The organism is Kribbella sp. NPDC023972 (genome assembly GCF_040639075.1).
Taxonomy (GTDB): domain Bacteria; phylum Actinomycetota; class Actinomycetes; order Propionibacteriales; family Kribbellaceae; genus Kribbella.
The window spans coordinates 543,424-562,486 of record NZ_JBEZZH010000002.1 but is presented as its reverse complement, the minus strand read 5'-3'; the positions used below and the strand labels follow the sequence as shown (position 1 = coordinate 562,486).

Sequence of the window (19,063 nt, the reverse complement as noted above, 5' to 3'; positions counted from 1 at the left end):
GCAACCACTTGGTTGCCGAGGGCTTTGCCGTTCGTCCACAGCCGCGAACCAGGTCGGCGCGCCGCGGGCGCGCACGGATATGTTCACCGGCATGGACGACAACTCAGAGACCGACCGCCTGATCAACACCGACGTGTCCGCCTTGACCGGCGCCGAGATGCTGGCTCATCTCGACGCGGTCGAGCGCCGAATGAAACAACTGCTGCGCACCGAGCGCGACCTCCTCGAAGGCAGCGCGGACGTGCTCGCCGACCGACCCGAGCTCCAGGCCAGACTCGACTACCTCCGAACCGTCGAGCTGGACGAGGCTACCGGCCCTGGTTCTTGACGGCTTCGATCGCTGCCTGGGCGGCCTTGGGGTCGAGGTACTCGCCGCCCGGGGTGACCGGGTTGAAGTCGTCGTCGAGCTCGTAGTAGAGCGGGATGCCGGTGGGGATGTTGAGGCCGACGATCGTCTTCTCGTCCAGGTTGTCCAGGTGCTTGACCAGGGCGCGCAGCGAGTTGCCGTGCGCGGTGACCAGGACGGTCTTGCCGTCGCGCAGGTCCGGCACGATCGCGTCGTACCAGTAGGGCAGCATCCGCTCGACGACGTCCTTCAGGCACTCGGTCGACGGCAGCAGCTCCGACGGGAGCCCGGCGTACCGCGGGTCGCCGGCCTGGTCGTACTCCGAGCCGCGCTCGATCGGCGGCGGCGGGGTGTCGTAGGAGCGGCGGAACAGCATGAACTGCTCCTCGCCGAGCTCCTCCAGGGTCTGCTTCTTGTCCTTGCCCTGCAGCCCGCCGTAGTGGCGCTCGTTCAGCCGCCAGGACCGGCGTACGTCGATCCACTGGCGCCCGGCCTCCTCGAGCGCGATGTTGGCGGTCCGGATGGCGCGGCGCAGCACCGAGGTGTGCAGGACGTCGGGGAGCAGTCCGCGCTCGAGCAGCAACTGACCGCCGCGGTGCGCCTCCTCGACGCCCTGGGCGTTCAGGTCGACGTCGACCCAGCCGGTGAAGAGGTTCTTGGCGTTCCAGTCGCTGTGGCCGTGGCGGAGCAGGATGAGGCGATAGGTCATGGCGATCAGCCTACTGGGGCTCGAGCCAGCCCTTGAAAGCGTCCAGATTCCGGGTCGACTCGCCGCGGGAGACGCGCCACTCGTACTCCTTGCGGATCGAGGAGGCGAAGCCGAGCTCCAGGATGGTGTTGAACGACGAGTCGGCGTACTCCAGGACCGCGCCGAGCAGCCGGTCCACCTCGGTCGGGGTGATCGCGTGCAGCGGGACCTTCCCGTCCAGGTGGATGTCGCCGAGATGGTCGACGGCGAAGGCGACGCCGTACATCTTCAGGTTCCGCTCCAGCAGCCAGCGGTAGACGGCCGTGTGGTTCTCGTCCGGATGCCGGGCGACGAACGCGTGCACCTGGACCGCCTGTGCCCCGACGGTCAGCGAGACCGTGGTCTTCAGCTTCCGCTCCCCCGGCAGGTCCGCGATGAAGACGCCCGGCTCGCTCTCGGTGAAGTCGAGCTCGTTCTCCTTCAGCACCTGACGGATCACGTCCGCCGCCGAGACCCTCATCCGGTTACCTCCGCGGCCAGCTCCGCCGCCATCGTCTCCGCCGCCTTCCGGTACGCCGTCACCGTCTTGCGCGCGGTCAGCTCCCAGCCGAAACCCTGGGCGTGCTTGACCGCGGCCCGGCCCATGGTCTCGCGGGTGAGCGGATCCGTCGCGATCCGCGTCAGCGCGTCGGCGAAGTCGTCCACCCGGTGCCCCGGCACCAGCAGCCCGGTCTGTCCGTCCGCGACCGCGGTCGTCAGCCCGCCGACGGCCGCCGCGACCACCGGCGTTCCGCAGGCCTGGGCCTCTAGCGCGACCAGCCCGAAGGACTCCGAGTACGACGGAACGCAGACGACCGACGCGGATCGGTACCAGTCGGCCAGCGCGGACCGCTCCATCGGCTTGACGAACCGGGTCACGTCGTCGACCCCCAGCGCCCGGGCCAGCTCGGCGTGCGACTCGGGATGCTCCATCCCGTTGCCCGACGGTCCGCCGATGATCGCCACCATCAGCCGGTCCCGCAACGACGGATCGCGGCCGAGCATCCGCGCGGCGGCCCGGATCAGCAGGTCCGGCGCCTTCAACGGCTGGATCCGCCCCACGAACGCCAGTACGACGGCATCCTCGGGCAGCCCGATCACCCGCCGGGCAGCCGCCTGGTCGCCGGGGCTGAACATGTCCAGGTCCACGCCCGGGTTGACCACGCCGACCTTCGCCGGCTGGGCGCCGTACAGGGTGATCAGCTCGTTCGCCTCGTCGTCGGTGTTGGCGAGCAGCCGGTCGGCGGCCTCGACGACCTGCTCCTCACCGAGCAGTCGGGCCGGCGGCTCGGGTACGTCGTCCTCCGCGAGGCTGGCGTTCTTCACCTTGGCCATCGTGTGCATGGTGTGGACGAGCGGGACGGCCCAGCGGTCGCGGGCGAGCAGGCCGACCTGGCCGGACAGCCAGTAGTGCGAGTGGATCACGTCGTAGTACCCGGGCTCGTGGATCGCCTCGGCGCGCAGGACAGCGCGGGCGAAGGTACACAGCTGGGCGGGCAACTCGTTCTTGGTCAGGCCTTCGTAGGGGCCGGCCGCGACGTTGCGGACCATCACTCCGGGCATCAGTTCCACCCGGGCGGGCAAGGCCGACGAGGTCGCGCGGGTGAAGACGTCGACCTCGACCCCCAGGTCGGCGAGGCGCTTCGAGAGCTCCACGACGTAGACGTTCATCCCGCCGGCATCTCCGGTGCCCGGCAGATCCAGCGGCGACGTGTGCAGGCTGATCATCGCGACCCGCCGGAGAGGACGGTCGGCGAAGGGTTGGGTCACCTGGTCAGGGTAACTCCGGCGGCACCTGGTCGCGCCGGTTGTCGAGAGTCTGAGCTCAGTCCGGCTGCCGCCTCGGAAGGGCGAGGGTCTGGCCGGTTTCGAGTGTGGCCGCGACTCTGCGTGACAAGGCCGGACGGAGATCGTCGGTCTCCTTGCCGAGCTTGCCCCCACCCGAAACCTCGACGTTCTACTGTGCGGACTGGCTCCCGCCGATGGCAGCGGGGCTGGGAGACTCGGAGGCATGACTTCGAATGCACGTTCTCTTGCCGTCGTGACCGGAGCGAGCAGTGGGATCGGAGCCGCGTCGGCTCGGCACCTGGCCCGGGAGGGTTTCGAGGTGATCTGCGCGGCCCGCCGGCTGGACCGGATCGAGGCGCTGGCCAAGGAGATCGACGGCCGGGCGGTCCAGTGCGACGTGACGTCGGCCGACGACGTCGCCGCACTGACCGAGACGGTCGGTGACCGGCTCGAACTGCTGGTGAACAACGCCGGCGGCGCGTTCGGGCTCGAGCCGGTCGCCGAGGCGGATCTCGAGGGCTGGCGGCAGATGTACGAGGTGAACGTGATCGGGGTCGCGGCCGTCACGAAGTCGTTGCTCCCGGCCCTCATCGCCGGGCGCGGCACGATCATCGTGATGGGCTCGACCGCCGGCCAGGTCGCCTACGAGGGCGGCGGTGGGTACGTCGCCGCCAAGCACGCGACCAAGGCCGTCGTCGACACGCTCCGGCTCGAGCTGTACGACCAGCCGGTGCGCGTCTGCGAGATCGCGCCGGGGATGGTGCGCAGCGAGGGCTTCGCCCTGACCCGATTCGGCGGCGACCAGGAGAAGGCCGAGGCTGTGTACGCCGGTGTCGCCGAACCGCTCACCTCCGACGACATCGCCGACATCGTCGCCTGGATCGCCACCCGGCCGCCACACGTGAACATCGACCGCCTCACCGTCCGCCCCCGCGCCCAAGCCGCTCAACACAAGGTCCACCGCGTTCAGTAGAGTGGCCTGACCGCCGACAGAATCTCCACAGGACGGCTCTTTCGGTACGCCCGTCGTAACGCGGACTCACTTCGCGCGAGGCAGTACTCGGTCGCCGAAGGCGGCAACCACGCGGACGAGATCGGCAAAGTCCTCCGGTAGGTCCTGTCCACTCATGCCGAGACCAGCGCGGTATGCGGCGTAGGCGCCAGATCTCAAGGCCACCAGTGCTGAGGTCACCTCGGTCAGTGGGCGCAATGCAGTGCCGCGGAAGGATGCCGTCGCCCGGACAGCCCTCCGGACCGCGTCATCTTCGAGTTCCCGGCTCGTGATCAGCGTGTAAAGGTCTGCGTAGTCGCGGACTCGTGTGTTCGCCGCTCCAAGCGCCACCGCAGTGGCGAGCTTCTCCGCGATCACGGTCTCGATCGGATAGCCCAACACCCGAATCGCGGCGACGCCCGGGCGCAGCGCAGGCACCTCGACAATCCGCGGTGCCGGAGTCACAGGATCGCCAAAGTTGACGTCCAGCCGCAGCCTCACCGCTGCCGTCGCGATCCTGGCTCCCATGCTGACCCGGACCCCGGCGTACAGCGCATCGTCGCGGATGACGCGGGTGGTCAACGTGTCCGGCAAATACTCGACACCGCCATCCGGATCCGGCAGAGATGCGATCTCGGCGACCCGGTTTGCGACCATCTTCTCATCTCCCGGCATGTTCCGAGCGAGAGCGTCCGCGTCCGCGGTAGGACGACGCCGACCGTACGCCGCAAGAAGCATGCCGCCTTTGAGGACGAAGTCGTCCAGTTGGCTCGATCTGCTCAGACGTGCCAGCCAGCGCTCCACGACGTACAGGGTCAGAAGTTCCTGTGTTCCGCGTCGCTCGCGCCGCGCTCGGTTCTGCAGGTCAAGGAACGCACGGCCACCGGCGTCTTCCCTCGTCGGTCGGCTCATCCTGCGCTCGCGATGTCCAGTGCAGTGCGCATCGGTCCATGGACGCCCAGCGCGGATGCGTACTCCAGCAAGAGAGCCGGCTTTGCCCCGCGCTGCTTGACATATCGCTGTAGGGCCGTGTGGGCCAGTGGCTCCCCGAGACGACGGCGCAGTCGCATCAGGTCGACGACCGTTCGCGGCGCATCGTAGATACGCACCCACTCACCAGGTGCTGCCTCGAGCCGGGACAGTCCGATCTCGAAGGTTCTCTCGTCGAACCGGTACACCGTCGTCGGCGGGTAGTCGACCCGTGGAGCTCGCGCTCGACCAGGTACGGCGATCTGCACTGCTACCGGTAGCTCGTCGGTCAACTCGTGCGCCGCCGCGGCCGAAGCACAGCAGACGATCGCCGTCGGGGACCGATACGCGACGGCGAGGAAGTCGGGGAACGACGGCACCGGAGCGTCGGCCCGTCGGAAAACTCCTCTGGAAAGCTCGATCACCTGGCCGGTGTCTCGCCATGAGTACAGGTCGCGGGGATGCACCCCCAGAGCCCGGGCGGCACCAGTCGTGAAAGTGCTCGGCAACTCGGCCGCGACCTCCTTCATGGATAAAAGTGTCGCACGGTCATGCTCTTCGTGCGACATATTGATCCAGAAATCGGTCTGTGTCCAACCCGTTGTCCACAGGTTCTGCCGGCATCACTTGGCGCGGAGACGGTGGACTGGAGGTGACGGGACGGGTAGGGGTGTGGTGGGCGCGGGGAGGTCGTAGGTTTCGTAGAGGCGCCGGCGGATGGCTTCCAGGGGAAAGGTCTGCTGGTAGATCGCCAGCTTGACCGTGACGCCCTCTAAAGTTGCTCGAAGCAACATTTCCTCGACGGCCGGGTCGGCGGCGCCGCGGGCGGCGAAGACGGAGCGGATGGCGTCTTCGACCTGGGCGAGGCGGGTGTTCTTGGCGGCCTCCACCCGGGCGAACACGTCGTGCGTGGTGGGCTGCATCATCAACGTGATGGCCAGGCGCTGGATCGGAAGTGTGGTCGCGGCCGCCATCAGGGCCCCGTCGATGATGCCGGCCAGGCGCTCGTCCGGGGTGCCTTCGATGGCGAGGATCCCGGTGATGCCGTCGAGCCAGCGATCGAGCAGTTCGGCGGCGAGCTGGTCCTTGGACGCGAAGTAGTACGAGACCAGTCCGCGGGAGACCCCGGCCCGGGCGGTGATCTCGGAGATCGACGCGGCCTCGTAGCCCCGCTCGGCGAAAACCTCGAGCGCGGCGGCGAGGATGCGTTCCCGCGAGCGTTCCCGCAGTTGCTGGTTCGCCGTGGCCGAGCGCGGCACGTTTCCTTCCCCGATGCTGGTCATGGCCCCGGAGGGCCGAGCAACCCCCCCAACTTCCCTGCTCGGCGCTCCCGGGCTGACCCCCGTCTTTCCGGACCCCTCCCCAGGCGGCCCAGCTATAGACTGGACGTCCAGTCAATCAAAGTCAACCGGCCGACGATTCGTTGGCACCGATCAGTCACCGGTAGAATCAGGGTGCTGCGCCCTGTGTCGAGTGGCACGTGAACCAGCCGTAGCCACCGCCTGAAACCCTTCTGACTGCTTGGAGCGCTTCCCCATGCCTGTCCGTAACGACCTGCGCAACGTGGCCATCGTGGCCCACGTCGACCACGGGAAGACCACCCTGGTCGACGCGATGCTGTGGCAGTCCGGCGCCTTCGGCGCTCACCAGCACGTGGACGAGCGGGCGATGGACTCCGGCGACCTGGAACGTGAGAAGGGCATCACGATCCTGGCCAAGAACACCGCGGTCCGGCACAAGATGGCCAACGGCGAGCAGGTGACGATCAACATCATCGACACCCCCGGCCACGCCGACTTCGGCGGCGAGGTCGAGCGCGGCCTGTCGATGGTGGACGCGATCGTGCTGCTGGTGGACGCCTCCGAGGGCCCGCTGCCGCAGACCCGGTTCGTGCTGCGCAAGGCGCTGGCCCGGCAGATGCCGGTCATCCTGGTGGTGAACAAGGTGGACCGCCCGGACGCCCGAATCGCCGAGGTCGTCGACGAGACGTACGAGCTCTTCCTCGACCTGCTCGACCACGACGCGGACCAGAGCGCCCTCGACTTCCCGGTCGTGTACGCGTCCGCCCGGGCCGGCCGCGCCTCGCTGACCCAGCCCGCCGACGGCGGCTTGCCGGACTCCGAGGACCTCGAGCCGCTGTTCGAGACGATCCTGGCCAACGTGCCGGCGCCGACGTACGTCGAGGACGCGCCGCTGCAGGCCCACGTGACCAACCTGGACGCCTCGCCGTTCCTCGGCCGGCTCGCGCTGGTCCGGGTCCACGAGGGCACGCTGAAGAAGGGCGCGCAGGTCGCCTGGTGCAAGCACGACGGCAGCGTCGAGCGGGTGAAGATCACCGAACTGCTGATCACCGAGGCGCTCGAGCGGGTGCCGGGTGAATCGGCGGGACCGGGCGACATCTGCGCGATCGCGGGCATCCCGGAGATCATGATCGGCGACACGCTCGCCGACCCGGAGGACCCGAAGCCGCTGCCGCTGATCACCGTGGACGAGCCGGCCATCTCGATGACGATCGGCACCAACACCTCGCCGCTGGCCGGCCGGGCCAAGGGCACCAAGGTCACCGCCCGGCTGGTGAAGGACCGGCTGGACAAGGAACTCGTCGGCAACGTGTCGATCCGGGTGCTGCCGACCGAGCGGCCGGACGCCTGGGAGGTGCAGGGCCGTGGTGAGCTGGCGCTGGCCATCCTGGTCGAGCAGATGCGCCGCGAGGGTTACGAGCTGACCGTCGGCAAGCCGCAGGTGGTCACCCGCGAGATCGACGGCAAGCGGCACGAGCCGGTTGAGCGCCTCACCATCGACTGCCCCGAGGAGTACCTCGGCACCGTCACCCAGCTGCTCGCGGTCCGCAAGGGCCGGATGGAGCAGATGACCAACCACGGTACCGGCTGGGTCCGGATGGAGTTCCTGGTCCCGGCCCGCGGCCTGATCGGGTTCCGGACCGAGTTCCTCACCGACACCCGCGGCACCGGCATCGCGCACCACGTGTTCGAGGGGTACGAGCCCTGGTTCGGCGAGCTGCGCACCCGGCCGAGCGGTTCGCTGGTGGCCGACCGGGCCGGCGCGGCGACGTCGTACGCGATGATCAACCTGCAGGAGCGCGGCACGCTGTTCGTCGAGCCGACCACCGAGGTGTACGAAGGCATGATCGTCGGCGAGAACTCGCGCAGTGACGACATGGACGTGAACATCACCAAGGAAAAGAAGATGACCAACGTCCGGTCGTCGACGGCGGACGAGTTCGAGAAGCTGATCCCGGCCCGCAAGCTGTCCCTCGAGCAGTCGCTGGAGTTCTGCCGCGAGGACGAGTGCGTCGAGGTCACCCCGGACGCGATCCGGATGCGCAAGGTCGCCCTGACCCAGGTGGAGCGCGCGAAACTCGGCCGCAAGAACAAGAGCTGACCACCAGCATGTGATACACACTTCTTCGGTCCGAGGCGGGGGAACGCAAAGCCGGATCGTTACCAACCAGACGTGCGGCGATGACGTCTGACCTGTGCAAGCAAGAATCAGTTGGGGGAAGGACACAAGGAACATGGGCATTCTGCGTAAGCTCGGCGCCACCGTCACGGCCGCCGCGTTCGTGGGGGTGGGCGCTTTGACCGCCAGCACGACGGCCGAGGCCGCCACGGTCGCGCCGAAGGTTGCGCCCCAGGCCGTGGTCGTGCCGCAGCAGGCGACCGCGGCGGCGAGTTCGGCCGCGGTGGTCCCGGGGAAGCTGCGGATCGACAAGCGCTGCATGACGAAGGGCCGGGTGCTGTGCATCAACAAGCGCACCCGCAAGTTGGTGTACATGGTGAACGGCAAGCCGATCCAGATCGCCGACGCGCGGTTCGGTGGGCGTAGGACGCCGACCCGCAACGGCGTGTTCAAGGTCTACCGCAAGTCGAAGAACCACGTGTCGAGCATCTACAAGTCGCCGATGCCGTACGCGATGTTCTTCAGCGGCGGCCAGGCGGTGCACTACTCGTCGGACTTCAGGGCCCGCGGGTACAACGGCGCCTCGCACGGCTGCGTGAACATCCGGGACAAGAAGAAGATCGCCTGGATCTTCGCCCGGGTGAAGGTCGGCGACAAGGTCGTCGTCTACAACGGCTGAAGCCCCATCGACAGCGGCCGGAGAGTTCTTACTCTCCGGCCGCTGTCGCGTTCTGGAAGGCCTTGTAGAGCTTGGGGTCCACCAGGCAGAAGGTCGCCGTCCGGACGTCGGTCGCCGTACGGCGAAGTGTCTGTACGGCGATGTCCGCGGCGGACTGGGCCGGCCAGCCGTAGATGCCGGCCGACACCGCGGGGAGGGTGAGCGTCTTGACCCCGAGCTCGTCCGCCACCCGCAACGCATTGCGATAGCAGGACTCGAGCAGCGCCGGCTCCCCTGAGCCTCCGGTGTAGATCGGCCCGACCACATGGATCACGTACGACGCCGGCAGCGAGCCAGCGGTCGTCCACACGGCCTCACCGGTCGCGGCGCCGCGCGGATAGCGCTCGATCAACTCCGCCAGGATTTCCGGCCCACCGGCACGGTGAATGGCGCCGTCGACGCCGGCGCCACCGCGCAACGCCGCGTTCGCCGCGTTCACGATCGCATCCGCGGGAACCGTGGTGATGTCCGCTGTGCTGAGAACAATCTCCATGCGGACATCCTCCGGTACGCTGAGGCGCCAACCAAAAGACCGGTGAGGACGTCCTACCAATGCAGGGCGGGGTCTACCAAAGGGGTGTTCGATGCGTCGGCTGATCATTCGCAGCGTAGTCAGTGGATTGGTTGCAGGTACTGCTATTGCCGCACTGCTCAGTTCCGGAACGGTCGCGACCGCGCGGCCGACGGCGACCTCGGAGCTCAAGACGGTGCCGTTCCAGGTGAGCGGCGAGCTGCCGATCTATCCGAAGGCCCTGTGGAAGAACGGCTCCCAGGGGACGAACGTCCGCAAGGTCGAGGCCCGGCTGGTCCAGCTCAAGCTGCTCGAGAAGCGCTATCTGGACAACGAGTTCGGCACCATGACCCGGTCCGCGGTGAAGAAGTTCCAGAACTCCAAGGGCATTCCCCAGCTCGGGTACGTCGACCAGAACACCTGGGACAAACTGGTGTCGGTCACCCACGAGCCGACCCAGGCCGAGCTCTACCCGCCGGCCCCGGTGGTCAACGGCAAGAAGCTGGACGCCCGCTGCGCGACCGGCGTCGTACTCTGCATCGACAAGAGCACCCGAAAGCTGCGGTACGTCGTCGACGGTGTGGTGAGGATGCAGCTGGACGTGCGGTTCGGCGCGGTGAAGACGGCGACCCGCGAGGGCAGCTTCACGGTCGGCTGGAAGAGCCGCAACCACGTGTCGAAGCTGTACGACTCCCCGATGCCTTACGCGATGTTCTTCAGCGGCGGCCAGGCGGTGCACTACTCGTCGGACTTCGCCGCCCGCGGGTACAACGGCGCCTCCCACGGCTGCGTGAACGTCCGGGACCTGGGCAAGATCAAGATCCTGTTCGACCAGATCAACGTCGGCGACAAGGTGATCGTCTACCGCTCGTAGCGCGGCTCAGAGCGGGCGGGGGCCGCGACGGCGGCGGATGCCCCAGCCGCCCCGGCCGCGACCGGAGGCGGCGCGTAGGGCCGGGCGGGCGTCGACCAGGTAGACCGCGGCCGCGACGATGCCGAACAGGCCGATGAAGCTCAGCCAGCCCTGGAAGATCTGGCTCAGCGTGAACACGGACAGGATCAGCACCCAGCCGGGCTTGGTCAGCTTGTCCGCGGCGGCGAACACCGCCCGTGGCCGGAAGGCGGCGTCGACCAGCGCAACCAGCTTGATCCCGAGCAGCACCCACCAGATGATCTCGAGCGGACCGGCGAACCCTGGAAAGAGGTTCGGGAACGTGGCGAGTGGGAGCATGCGTACGAGCCTACCGAAAGACCGGGCGGCCCACCTCTGCTCAGCGCAGATTGTGGGCCGCCCGGCCTCAGGTTTCACCCCAGACGGGGGGCGTTGTCACTGTCAGTCGCCGACCTTGGTGGCGGCGTCCGCGGCGGCCTTGGAGGCCGTCTTCGCGGTCTTGCGGGCGCTGGTGGTGGTCGACTTGACGCTGCGGGAGGCGGTCTCGGCGGTCTTCTTCGCGGTGGTCCGGGTAGCCTTCGCCTTGCTCACCGTGGACTTCGCCTGGGTGACCAGGTCCTCGGTGGCCTTCTGGGTGCGGATCCGCTCGACCAGGTCCTTGCCCCGGCCGGCCAGGTCCTCGTAGGTCTCCTCGGCCTGGCCGAGCACGGTGGTGAAACCGGCCTGCGCGACGGCGGGCAGCTCACGCAGCTTGGCCGGAGCGGTCCGCGCGTCGGCGACGATCGCCTCGAACCGCTTCTCGACCAGCTTGGCCAGCTCCGTCTGACGCTTGCTCAGCTCGGTCTGCAGGGTCTTCTGGTCCAGCTTGGCGAACCGGGCGGTGACGTCGTCGCTGACCGCGCGGAACTTCTCCACCGCCAGGTCGCCGGCGCCGGCGAGGGCGTAGAGCGGGGTGACGGGCGTACGGGTAGCCATCAGGCTTCTCCTCGGGATGTTTTTCAGCAGGATGTGTTACTTGCGCTTGCTTGCAGGGGTCTTCTTGGCCGCGGTCTTCTTGACAGCAGCCGGTCTGGCCGGCTCCGGCTTCTCGGCGGCCTCGTCAGGGGGCATGTCGCCAGGGGACGCGTTCTCACGGACGAAGGACGCGTAGACGTCCAGCAGCACCCGCTTCTGCCGCTCGTTCAGCGCTGGATCGAGCAGTACGGCGTCGACCACGCCGGAGGCCCGTCGGCCGTCCGAGCCGTCGTCCGGATCGAGAATGCCGGCCCGCACGTACAGGGTCTCCGCGGAGATCCGCAACGCCTTCGCGAGCTGCTGCAGCACCTCGGCCGACGGTTTCCGCAGGCCGCGCTCGATCTGGCTGAGATACGGGTTCGACACACCGGCCAGGTCGGACAGCTGCCGCAACGACAACTGCGCGTGCCGCCGCTGCTCGGCGAGGTACTCCCCGACGGAGCCCACCGCCCCCGCGGCACGATCACTCAACTTGGCCATACCCACAGTGTGCTAGCAACCTGCTTGCTATTGCAAGCACCCCGGCCGTGAGCCCGCTCACCCTCAGCAACTGGCGGGTTTTGCGACCGCTGGCGGGTTACAAACCGCTAGAGGTGAAACAATCCGGCAGCGGGCTGTACGGCGCCGACCTGGACGCCGCCGCCGTACAAGGGGAAACGGGACTGCTGGTCGAGGACCTCGTGGTCCAGGCCCAGCATCTGGAGTACGGCGGCCATCACCACGGCGCGAGCTCGCGGCGTACCGTCCTCGACCTTCAGCGCGATACCGCGGCCGTCCTCGAGGCCGACGGCGTACACGCTCTCGGCGCCCACCTTGCAGAACAGGCCCGGGATGGCCCGCATCAGCGCGGCCTCGTCGCGCGTACTCCCGCTGGCGTACTCCGGGTACGTGCGGAACGCGTCCCTCACCCGGGCCTCGAGGGTGCCGGGGGCGGCCGACGCGAACAGGCCGAACGACCGGGCCAGGCCGGCCAGGCTGATCGCGAGGATCGGGGCGCCGCAACCGTCGACGGCGACGTACGAGACCTTCTCGCCGGCGGTGTCCTCGACCGCGGTCCGGATCACCTGCTGCACGGGGTGATCCGGCGCGCGGTAGTCGTCGAGCGGCCAGCCGTTGATCACGCAGGTCAGCAGCATCGCCGCGTGCTTGCCCGAGCAGTTCATCGCGATCCGCTCCTGCCCGTGTCCGGCGCGGACCCAGGCGTCCCGGGCGGCATCCTCCAGCGGGTACGCCGGCGGCGTCCGCAGCGCCGATTCGTCCAGATCTGCCAGCGCGAGAATCTCGCGGACGCCGTCGAGGTGGAACTGCTCACCGGAGTGGGACGCGCCCGCGAGCGACAGCAGCTTGCCGTCGAGCGGCAGCCCGTGGCGGAGCATGCCGAGGGCCTGCATCGGTTTGTTGGACGAGCGCGGGAACATCGGCCGGTCCACCACGCCGACGGACCACTCGACGACGCCGTCGGGATCCGTCACCACGACGGAGCCACGGTGGTGGCCCTCCACGAAGTCACTGCGGACGACGTCGGCCAGGATCACGGGTTCGGTCACGGCTGAACTGTACGGGTCAACCGTCAGGTGCAAAAAGGTGTATTGCGAATGATCCCGCTCACAACCGGGCGCGTACGTGCAACCCGACCTCGGGGTCGACCAGGAGCTCCTGGGTCGCCGTCACCGTCGGCTGATCCTCGGCAACGACCTCGAGGACGGCGGCCGCGTCCACGTTCCGCTTCACCAGGGCGAGCGCGATCGGACCGAACTCGTGATGCCGGGCCGCCGACCCGACGAACCCGACCTGCTTCTCCCCCGCGCGGACCGCGTATCCGTGCGCCGGAAGATGATCCACCGAACCGTCCAGGTGCAGCCGAACAAGCCGCCGCGGCGGACGGCCGAGGTTGTGCACCCGGGCGACCGTCTCCTGACCGCGGTAGCAGCCCTTGTTCAGGTGAACGCCGACGCCGAGCCAGCCCACCTCGTTCGGGATCGCGCGCTCGTCGGTGTCCAGACCGAGCCGGGGCGCGCCCGCCTCGATCCGGAGCGCCTCGTACGCCCAGATCCCGGCGGCCGGCCCCTCCAGGCCCGCCAGCTCGGACCGCGGCAGAAAGACTTCGTGCCCGCCGAGCGAGTCCTCGCCACTACGGGTCAGCAACTGGCCCTCGGCAGGCCCAGGTCGCCAGATGATCGCGTAGTCGTCGGTCACGTCGGCGATCTCGACGCGGGACATGAACACCATCTTCTGCAGCCACTCGACCAGAGCCGCGGCGGCGCCGGGCTCGGTGTGCAGCCAGAACGTCTCGCCATCGTCGACGCCGTACATCACGTGCTCGATGTGTCCGGTCGGCGACAGCAGCAGCGCGGTGGTCGACGTACCGGGTTTCAGGCCCTCGAAGTACTGCGTCGTCAGCGCGTGCAGCCAGGTCAGGCGATCCGGGCCGGAGATCGTGACGACGTCGCGGTGCGACAGGTCGACGAACCCGTCACCGGCCGCCAGAGTCCGCTGCTCCCGCAGGTCAGACCCGTAGTGCGCCGCGACGCCGGCATCGACTCCGTCGGCCTCGACCGCGCCGGGCCGGTCCAGCAGAGGGCTGCGCTTCAGTGACATGTCACCAGAGTACGTCGGTCGCGTACGGCGAACGCCTCCCACCGTGGGATGTGGACAACACCCGGTCGCCGACAGCCTGGAGGTACCAGATCCTCGAAGGGAGCAAGGGTGATGAGCGACAGGCGATTCCGGTTCGGCGTGGTGGGCAGCCCGGCGACCGCGGAGCAGTGGACCACGACCGTACGGCGGGCGGCCGACCTCGGCTACTCGAGTGTGCTGATGCCCGACGGACTGCAGTTGCCGTCGCCATTCGCATCCCTCGCGATGGCCGCGACGCTTGCGGACGTCCGGGTCGGCACCTTCGTGGCCGCGGCACCGCTGCGGACGCCCCGGCAGGCCGCCTGGGACGCGCACACTCTGACCGTGCTGACCGATGGCCGGTTCGACTTCGGCATCGGCACCGGGCGCCCGGGCACCGAACAGCAAGCGGCGGAGATCGGGCTGCCGTTCGGATCGGGGAGGGAACGTCGCGACCACGTCCGCGAGACCTTGGACCTCCTGGAGCGGCTCGACGGCGATCGTCGTACGCCGATCATGCTGGCGGCCGGCGGTCCGCGAGCGCTGGCCATGGCGGCGGCCCGGGCCGACATCGTGTCGATCGCCAAGGACGCGATGACACCGCGGGCGGAGATCCTCCGGCTGGTCCGGGACCTGCGCGAGCTGGCCGGACCGCGGGCGGACACCGTCGAACTGGCGATGAATCTGTTCGCGGCCGGGACGCGTGCGCTGCCGCCGTGGACCCAGCAGGCCGCCGGAGTGTCGGCAGAGGAGCTCGAGGCGAGCGACTCGCTGATGATGCTGCGCGGCACCCCGCTGCAGATGGCCGACGAGCTCCAGCGGCGCCGCGACGAGTTCGGTACGACCTACGTCACGGTCAACGCGACGTATCTCGAAGACCTGGCTCCCGTGGTCGAGAAGCTGGCCGGGAGCTAGGCCGTGTCTGGATGTGACACTGCCCGTCAGCTTGCCAGGAGCTGACGGGCAGTGCCGGAGGGGTGGAGAGATGGCTAGTGGCTCGCGGGACCGCTGTCGACGGCCGGCGCGGTGACCTGCGGTACGTCGCCCGCGTGGGTGTCACCGGCCGCGAAGGCCTCCTCGTCGAACGGATCCTCACCGGCGAACACCTGCCGGGCCTGCGCCTTGTCGAACCCGCCGACCCAGTGACCGACCAGGACGGTCGCGACCGCGTTGCCGGCGAAGTTCGTCAGCGCCCGGGCCTCGGACATGAACCGGTCGATGCCGACGATCAGGCCGACGCCGTCGACCAGGTCGGGCCGGTGCGACTGCAACCCGCCCGCCAGGGTGGCCAGACCGGCGCCGGTGACACCGGCGGCGCCCTTCGAGGCGATGATCATGAACAGCAGCAGGGAGATCTGCTGGCCGAGCGAGAACGGCTGGTCCAGCGCCTCGGCGATGAACAGCGAGGCCATGGTCAGGTAGATCGCGGTGCCGTCCAGGTTGAACGAGTAGCCGGTCGGGACGGTGATACCGACCACGGACTTGTCCACACCGAGGTGTTCCATCTTGCCGATCAGCCTGGGCAGCGCGGTCTCCGACGACGAGGTCGACACGATCAGCAGGAACTCGCGACCGAGGTAGCGCAGCAACTGGAAGATCGACAGCCCGGTGACCACGCGGAGAAGGGTGCCGAGGACAACGAGGACGAAGAGCAGGCAGGTCAGGTAGAACGCGAGCATGATCTTCAGCAGGCTGAGCAGTGCGGTCGAGCCGGCCGCGCCGACGACCGCGGCGATCGCGCCGAAGGCGCCGACCGGGGCCGCCCACATGATCATCGCCAGCACCTTGAACACCAGCCGCTGGAGGTGGCCGATGCCGTCCAGGATCGGCTGGCCCTTGGAACCCATCGCCTGGAGGGCGAATCCGATCAGCAGCGCGACCAGTACCGTCTGCAGCACCTGGCCCTCGGTGAGCGCGGAGACGAGCGTCTTCGGGATGATCCCGAGCAGGAACTCGGTCGTCCCCTCGTGGGCGCCCGCGGCCTGCTTCTGGCCGGCTTCGCGCACGCTGTCGGTCAGGTTCAGACCGGAACCCGGCTGGACCAGGTTGCCGACCAGCAGGCCGATCGCCAACGCGGCCGTCGACATCACCAGGAAGTAGACGAGCGCGAGACCGCCGACCTTGCCGACACTGGCGGCCTTGCGGACCGAGCCGATGCCCAGCACCAGGGTGCAGAAGATGATCGGGCTGATCAGCATCTTGATCAGGTTGACGAAACCGGTGCCGACCGGTTTCAGCTCGACGGCGAAACTCGGGAACAGGAAGCCGACACCGATGCCGAGCAGAACGGCGACGATGACGGCGATGTAGAGGAAGTGGGTCCGATCATTGCGGACGGGCGTCGGTCGGGATGCGGTGGAGCTCGACATGGGGGGACACTCCTGTATCGGCCGGGCGGGCTGTACCTGAGTAACTGTGACGTGACGCACAGGGGAACTGCGCATTTCGTTCATATCGTTCGCCGATGCGGACCAGTGACCGCTCTGGAATGCACAAATCCCGCCGCGATGTGCAAACTGTCGCCATGAACCACAGGCCGTGGGAGCTGCGCCGCCAGGTGTTCTGGCTGCAGACCGTCACGGCCGTGGTGTTGATCGCGATGGTCTGGATCACCATGATCAGCCAGTCCCGCACCCAGGCCAACCGGGACGCGGCGGCGGCCGGCGTACCCCCGCCGAGCTGGGAGGAGCTGATCCGGCTCGACCTCCGCTCGATGCTGGGCGTCGCCAGCCTGATGCTCGGTGTTGCGATCGCCGGGAACGCACTCGTCTCCTGGCGGGTACGACGTGCCACCCGCGGCATCGGCACCCAGGCGCTGGCCCGGATGCTCGACTTCTACGAGGGCGTCCTGCGCGCCGCTCGGGAGGGCCTGATCCTGCTCGACGCGGATGGCCGGGTTCAGCTCGTCAACGACGAGGCTCGCCAGCTTCTCGGCCTGCACACTGTCCTCCCCGGCACTCCGATCGAGGATCTGCATCTGGGCGCCACCCTGTCCGAGTTGCTCACCGCCGGGCGGACGGCGTACGACGAACTGCACCTCGGCGCCGAGGGAGTCGTCGTGGTGAACCAGCAACCGGCCCGCTCCGGCCGGATCGTCACGTTGCGGGATCACACGCAGCTGCAATCGCTGCTCGGCGAGCTGGACGCGATCCGCAGCCTGGCCGAATCTCTGCAGGCGCAGAACCACGAGGCCTCGAACCGGCTGCACACAGTGGTCAGCCTGATCGAGATCGGTAAACCGGAGAAGGCTCGGGAGTTCGCGGTCTCGGAGCTGCAGTTCGCACAGGCGATGACGGACCGGGTCGTCGGTACCGTCGGCGACCCGGTGCTCGCGTCACTGTTGCTGGCCAAGCTCTCCCAGGCGCAGGAACGCGGTGTGGTGCTCACGCTGGAGCTCGGCCACGAGGCGCTCAACACCCGGTTGCCGGCGCAGGACGTCATCACGGTCGTCGGCAACCTGCTCGACAACGCGATCGAGGCGGCACGCGGTGGGCCTGCACCCCGCCGAGTCGAACTGAGCGCGAGTACGACGCGGGACGCGATCGACCTGGCCGTCACGAACACCGGTGCCGAGCTGGGCGCGACCGAGCTGGCCCACATGTTCGAGCGCGGCTGGACGACCAAGGCCGAACCAGGTCATGGCCTCGGGCTGGTGCTGGTCCGCAGTACGGTCGAGCGCTGGCAGGGCTCGCTGATGGTCGACCCGGATTCCGAGCTGGACGACGTACCGGCGCTGACCGTGCGGGTCCGGCTGCCGCGGGCGGTGAGCGCCAGTGCCTGACCTGCGGGTCCTCGTCGTCGAGGACGACCCGGTCGCCGCCGAGGCCCATCGCACGTACATCGACCGGCTGCCCGGCTTCACCTGTCTCGGCGTCGCCGGTACGGCGGCCCGCGCGCTGCACGTGCTGGCCCGGGGCGAGGTCGACCTGGTGCTGCTGGACATGAACCTGCCGGACGGGCACGGGCTCGACGTGGTCCGGCGAATGCGGGCCCTGGGCAACCAAACCGACGTGGTCGCAGTGACCGCGGCTCGCGAGGTCGCCGCGGTCCAGGCGGCGGCGCGGATCGGCGTGGTGCAGTACGTGCTGAAACCCTTTGCCTACGAGACTTTGCGGGACCGATTGACGGCGTACGCACGGCAACGTCGAGCGGCCGAATCGGGTCAGGTGGTGGCGGATCAGGACGAGGTCGACAGGTTGTTGCATCCAGCCACTGTCTCGTCGGTGCCGAAGGGGCTGGCCGGATCGGTGCTGGACCGGGTCGTCCAGCTGCTCGGCAACCGCGAGGGCTGGACGGCCGAGGAGGTCGCGGCCTCGATCGGCACCTCACGGATCACGGCCCGGCGCTACCTCGAACATCTCGCCGACCAGGGACAGGCGCTACGCACCCAGCGCTACGACGGCCGCAGCGGCCGGCCGAAGGTGGAGTACTCCTGGGTGGCTGAGAGCTGACGTCCGAAGAAGTGGCGAGACGTCTGCGCAGTTCTTCGGACGTAGCGGATCAGGCGCGAATGAGGGTTGCCCAGAGGTGGGGCTGGAGCGGCTGGCCTTCGGCGGCCATGTCGTAGGCCCACATCAGCTCGCCCTTGACCAGGCCGTACAGCCGGTGGCCGGCGCTGACCTCCTTGGCCGTCTCGGTGCGGGCGACGACGTCGGTGCGCAGCTCGATCTTCGCGCCGTCGATCTCGCCGTACCAGATCTCGGCGAAGCCGGTCGGGTGGGCGAGGATCACCTCGAGCTTGTTGTCCGGCTTGGGCCGCCAGAACCCGGTCTCGACCGCGAGCGGGCGCTCCTTCTTGCCCTCGTCGTTCACCACGAACGTCTGGCTCACGTAGTGCAGGTACGGCTTGCCGTTGTGGCTGAAGTCGATCTGCTGGCCGAACTCGAACTTCTCGATCGTCGGGTAGTCGCCGTGGCCGCGGCCCTCCCAGCGACCGAGCAGCCAGGCCAGCGGCATCAGGTCGGGGTGGAGGTCCTGCGGGATCTCGAACGCCATCTCAGTGCGTGCTGCGGCCGCGGTACAGCCGGTAGACGACGAACGCCGAGAACCAGCCCATGAACACACAGACCAG

22 protein-coding genes are annotated in these 19,063 nt (G+C 68.5%); 8 read left to right on the top strand and 14 right to left on the bottom strand.

From position 1 onward, the window contains the following. The first annotated feature begins 91 nt into the window (after positions 1 to 91). On the top strand, positions 92 to 328 hold the full coding sequence (locus AB0F43_RS11875) for a hypothetical protein (protein ID WP_360474067.1): 237 nt from the start codon (positions 92 to 94) through the stop codon (positions 326 to 328). Here AB0F43_RS11875 and AB0F43_RS11870 read toward each other — a convergent pair. Genes AB0F43_RS11870 through mshA form a run of 3 tightly spaced genes read right to left on the bottom strand, consistent with a single transcriptional unit; the run spans position 309 to position 2,843 of the window. Further along, positions 309 to 1,055, bottom strand: a complete 747-nt coding sequence (locus AB0F43_RS11870) for a phosphoglyceromutase (RefSeq protein WP_360474065.1) — start codon at positions 1,053 to 1,055, stop codon at positions 309 to 311. The genes AB0F43_RS11875 and AB0F43_RS11870 overlap by 20 nt on opposite strands. A gap of 10 nt (positions 1,056 to 1,065) precedes the next feature. Continuing rightward, positions 1,066 to 1,554: a YbjN domain-containing protein gene (locus tag AB0F43_RS11865; protein ID WP_360474063.1), complete on the bottom strand. Its 489-nt coding sequence runs from the start codon at positions 1,552 to 1,554 to the stop codon at positions 1,066 to 1,068. Then, positions 1,551 to 2,843 carry a D-inositol-3-phosphate glycosyltransferase gene (gene mshA / locus AB0F43_RS11860; RefSeq protein WP_360474061.1) on the bottom strand — a complete coding sequence of 431 codons (1,293 nt, stop codon included), beginning with the start codon at positions 2,841 to 2,843 and terminating at the stop codon, positions 1,551 to 1,553. Before mshA ends, AB0F43_RS11865 begins: the two co-directional genes overlap by 4 nt. A 241-nt stretch (positions 2,844 to 3,084) precedes the next feature. Here mshA and AB0F43_RS11855 point away from each other — a divergent pair, with 241 nt between their 5' ends. Next, positions 3,085 to 3,834, top strand: coding sequence for an SDR family oxidoreductase (locus AB0F43_RS11855; protein ID WP_360474059.1), 750 nt, complete (start codon positions 3,085 to 3,087; stop codon positions 3,832 to 3,834). A 66-nt stretch (positions 3,835 to 3,900) separates the two neighbouring features. Here AB0F43_RS11855 and AB0F43_RS11850 read toward each other — a convergent pair whose 3' ends face one another. The 3 genes from AB0F43_RS11850 to AB0F43_RS11840 all read right to left on the bottom strand — a co-directional run bounded on the left by AB0F43_RS11850 (position 3,901) and on the right by AB0F43_RS11840 (position 6,104). Beyond that, positions 3,901 to 4,656, bottom strand: coding sequence for a nucleotidyl transferase AbiEii/AbiGii toxin family protein (locus AB0F43_RS11850; RefSeq protein ID WP_360474057.1), 756 nt, complete (start codon positions 4,654 to 4,656; stop codon positions 3,901 to 3,903). Positions 4,657 to 4,760: 104 nt separating this feature from the next. After that, positions 4,761 to 5,351 carry a type IV toxin-antitoxin system AbiEi family antitoxin domain-containing protein gene (locus AB0F43_RS11845; protein ID WP_360474055.1) on the bottom strand — a complete coding sequence of 197 codons (591 nt, stop codon included), beginning with the start codon at positions 5,349 to 5,351 and terminating at the stop codon, positions 4,761 to 4,763. A gap of 93 nt (positions 5,352 to 5,444) precedes the next feature. After that, positions 5,445 to 6,104 carry a helix-turn-helix domain-containing protein gene (locus AB0F43_RS11840; protein ID WP_360474053.1) on the bottom strand — a complete coding sequence of 220 codons (660 nt, stop codon included), beginning with the start codon at positions 6,102 to 6,104 and terminating at the stop codon, positions 5,445 to 5,447. A 253-nt stretch (positions 6,105 to 6,357) separates the two neighbouring features. On the opposite strand from AB0F43_RS11840, the gene typA reads away from it, so the two are divergent. Beyond that, positions 6,358 to 8,223 (top strand): translational GTPase TypA, encoded by a 1,866-nt coding sequence (gene typA / locus AB0F43_RS11835; protein WP_360474051.1) that lies wholly within the window; start codon positions 6,358 to 6,360, stop codon positions 8,221 to 8,223. A gap of 133 nt (positions 8,224 to 8,356) precedes the next feature. Further along, entirely contained in the window at positions 8,357 to 8,920 is a 564-nt protein-coding gene (locus AB0F43_RS11830; protein ID WP_360474049.1) for a L,D-transpeptidase, read from the top strand. Between the two features lie 28 nt (positions 8,921 to 8,948). Here the strand turns inward: AB0F43_RS11830 and AB0F43_RS11825 are convergent, their stop codons facing one another. Beyond that, positions 8,949 to 9,452, bottom strand: a complete 504-nt coding sequence (locus AB0F43_RS11825) for an O-acetyl-ADP-ribose deacetylase (protein WP_360474048.1) — start codon at positions 9,450 to 9,452, stop codon at positions 8,949 to 8,951. A 91-nt stretch (positions 9,453 to 9,543) separates the two neighbouring features. On the opposite strand from AB0F43_RS11825, the gene AB0F43_RS11820 reads away from it, so the two are divergent. Next, a complete protein-coding gene (locus AB0F43_RS11820; RefSeq protein WP_360474046.1) occupies positions 9,544 to 10,344 on the top strand; it encodes a L,D-transpeptidase family protein in 801 nt (266 codons plus the stop codon). A 6-nt stretch (positions 10,345 to 10,350) separates the two neighbouring features. Here the strand turns inward: AB0F43_RS11820 and AB0F43_RS11815 are convergent, their stop codons facing one another. From AB0F43_RS11815 to AB0F43_RS11795, 5 genes are all read right to left on the bottom strand, one after another. After that, complete coding sequence (locus AB0F43_RS11815; RefSeq protein WP_360474044.1) at positions 10,351 to 10,701, bottom strand: DUF2516 family protein; 351 nt, start codon at positions 10,699 to 10,701, stop codon at positions 10,351 to 10,353. 102 nt (positions 10,702 to 10,803) lie between these two features. Continuing rightward, entirely contained in the window at positions 10,804 to 11,337 is a 534-nt protein-coding gene (locus AB0F43_RS11810; RefSeq protein WP_360474042.1) for a hypothetical protein, read from the bottom strand. A 36-nt stretch (positions 11,338 to 11,373) separates the two neighbouring features. Next, positions 11,374 to 11,856 carry a helix-turn-helix transcriptional regulator gene (locus AB0F43_RS11805; RefSeq protein ID WP_360474040.1) on the bottom strand — a complete coding sequence of 161 codons (483 nt, stop codon included), beginning with the start codon at positions 11,854 to 11,856 and terminating at the stop codon, positions 11,374 to 11,376. A gap of 107 nt (positions 11,857 to 11,963) precedes the next feature. Continuing rightward, positions 11,964 to 12,923 carry an asparaginase gene (locus tag AB0F43_RS11800; RefSeq protein WP_360474039.1) on the bottom strand — a complete coding sequence of 320 codons (960 nt, stop codon included), beginning with the start codon at positions 12,921 to 12,923 and terminating at the stop codon, positions 11,964 to 11,966. Between the two features lie 58 nt (positions 12,924 to 12,981). Further along, a complete protein-coding gene (locus AB0F43_RS11795) occupies positions 12,982 to 13,974 on the bottom strand; it encodes a glycine cleavage T C-terminal barrel domain-containing protein (protein WP_360474037.1) in 993 nt (330 codons plus the stop codon). Positions 13,975 to 14,085: 111 nt separating this feature from the next. Between AB0F43_RS11795 and AB0F43_RS11790 the strand changes: the two genes are divergently transcribed. Next, positions 14,086 to 14,907 (top strand): LLM class flavin-dependent oxidoreductase, encoded by an 822-nt coding sequence (locus AB0F43_RS11790; protein WP_360474035.1) that lies wholly within the window; start codon positions 14,086 to 14,088, stop codon positions 14,905 to 14,907. A gap of 74 nt (positions 14,908 to 14,981) precedes the next feature. Here AB0F43_RS11790 and AB0F43_RS11785 read toward each other — a convergent pair whose 3' ends face one another. Further along, positions 14,982 to 16,361, bottom strand: a complete 1,380-nt coding sequence (locus AB0F43_RS11785) for a cation:dicarboxylase symporter family transporter (protein ID WP_360474034.1) — start codon at positions 16,359 to 16,361, stop codon at positions 14,982 to 14,984. A 155-nt stretch (positions 16,362 to 16,516) separates the two neighbouring features. On the opposite strand from AB0F43_RS11785, the gene AB0F43_RS11780 reads away from it, so the two are divergent. Then, complete coding sequence (locus tag AB0F43_RS11780) at positions 16,517 to 17,773, top strand: ATP-binding protein (RefSeq protein WP_360474032.1); 1,257 nt, start codon at positions 16,517 to 16,519, stop codon at positions 17,771 to 17,773. Continuing rightward, complete coding sequence (locus tag AB0F43_RS11775) at positions 17,766 to 18,443, top strand: response regulator (protein ID WP_360474030.1); 678 nt, start codon at positions 17,766 to 17,768, stop codon at positions 18,441 to 18,443. The genes AB0F43_RS11780 and AB0F43_RS11775 overlap by 8 nt, the downstream gene beginning before the upstream one ends. Positions 18,444 to 18,492: 49 nt before the next feature. On the opposite strand, the gene AB0F43_RS11770 is transcribed toward AB0F43_RS11775, so the two are convergent. Continuing rightward, positions 18,493 to 18,987 carry an FABP family protein gene (locus AB0F43_RS11770; protein WP_360474028.1) on the bottom strand — a complete coding sequence of 165 codons (495 nt, stop codon included), beginning with the start codon at positions 18,985 to 18,987 and terminating at the stop codon, positions 18,493 to 18,495. Positions 18,988 to 19,063 lie beyond the last annotated feature (76 nt).

What these genes read in the sequence shown, in the direction of transcription:
- AB0F43_RS11875 (WP_360474067.1), top strand. Translation starts at nt 92, where the DNA reads ATGGACGACAACTCAGAGACCGACCGCCTGATCAACACCGACGTGTCC.
- AB0F43_RS11870 (WP_360474065.1), bottom strand. Translation starts at nt 1,055, where the DNA reads ATGACCTATCGCCTCATCCTGCTCCGCCACGGCCACAGCGACTGGAAC.
- AB0F43_RS11865 (WP_360474063.1), bottom strand. Translation starts at nt 1,554, where the DNA reads ATGAGGGTCTCGGCGGCGGACGTGATCCGTCAGGTGCTGAAGGAGAAC.
- AB0F43_RS11855 (WP_360474059.1), top strand. Translation starts at nt 3,085, where the DNA reads ATGACTTCGAATGCACGTTCTCTTGCCGTCGTGACCGGAGCGAGCAGT.
- AB0F43_RS11845 (WP_360474055.1), bottom strand. Translation starts at nt 5,351, where the DNA reads ATGAAGGAGGTCGCGGCCGAGTTGCCGAGCACTTTCACGACTGGTGCC.
- AB0F43_RS11840 (WP_360474053.1), bottom strand. Translation starts at nt 6,104, where the DNA reads ATGACCAGCATCGGGGAAGGAAACGTGCCGCGCTCGGCCACGGCGAAC.
- typA (WP_360474051.1), top strand. Translation starts at nt 6,358, where the DNA reads ATGCCTGTCCGTAACGACCTGCGCAACGTGGCCATCGTGGCCCACGTC.
- AB0F43_RS11830 (WP_360474049.1), top strand. Translation starts at nt 8,357, where the DNA reads ATGGGCATTCTGCGTAAGCTCGGCGCCACCGTCACGGCCGCCGCGTTC.
- AB0F43_RS11825 (WP_360474048.1), bottom strand. Translation starts at nt 9,452, where the DNA reads ATGGAGATTGTTCTCAGCACAGCGGACATCACCACGGTTCCCGCGGAT.
- AB0F43_RS11820 (WP_360474046.1), top strand. Translation starts at nt 9,544, where the DNA reads ATGCGTCGGCTGATCATTCGCAGCGTAGTCAGTGGATTGGTTGCAGGT.
- AB0F43_RS11815 (WP_360474044.1), bottom strand. Translation starts at nt 10,701, where the DNA reads ATGCTCCCACTCGCCACGTTCCCGAACCTCTTTCCAGGGTTCGCCGGT.
- AB0F43_RS11810 (WP_360474042.1), bottom strand. Translation starts at nt 11,337, where the DNA reads ATGGCTACCCGTACGCCCGTCACCCCGCTCTACGCCCTCGCCGGCGCC.
- AB0F43_RS11805 (WP_360474040.1), bottom strand. Translation starts at nt 11,856, where the DNA reads ATGGCCAAGTTGAGTGATCGTGCCGCGGGGGCGGTGGGCTCCGTCGGG.
- AB0F43_RS11795 (WP_360474037.1), bottom strand. Translation starts at nt 13,974, where the DNA reads ATGTCACTGAAGCGCAGCCCTCTGCTGGACCGGCCCGGCGCGGTCGAG.
- AB0F43_RS11790 (WP_360474035.1), top strand. Translation starts at nt 14,086, where the DNA reads ATGAGCGACAGGCGATTCCGGTTCGGCGTGGTGGGCAGCCCGGCGACC.
- AB0F43_RS11785 (WP_360474034.1), bottom strand. Translation starts at nt 16,361, where the DNA reads ATGTCGAGCTCCACCGCATCCCGACCGACGCCCGTCCGCAATGATCGG.
- AB0F43_RS11780 (WP_360474032.1), top strand. Translation starts at nt 16,517, where the DNA reads ATGAACCACAGGCCGTGGGAGCTGCGCCGCCAGGTGTTCTGGCTGCAG.
- AB0F43_RS11770 (WP_360474028.1), bottom strand. Translation starts at nt 18,987, where the DNA reads ATGGCGTTCGAGATCCCGCAGGACCTCCACCCCGACCTGATGCCGCTG.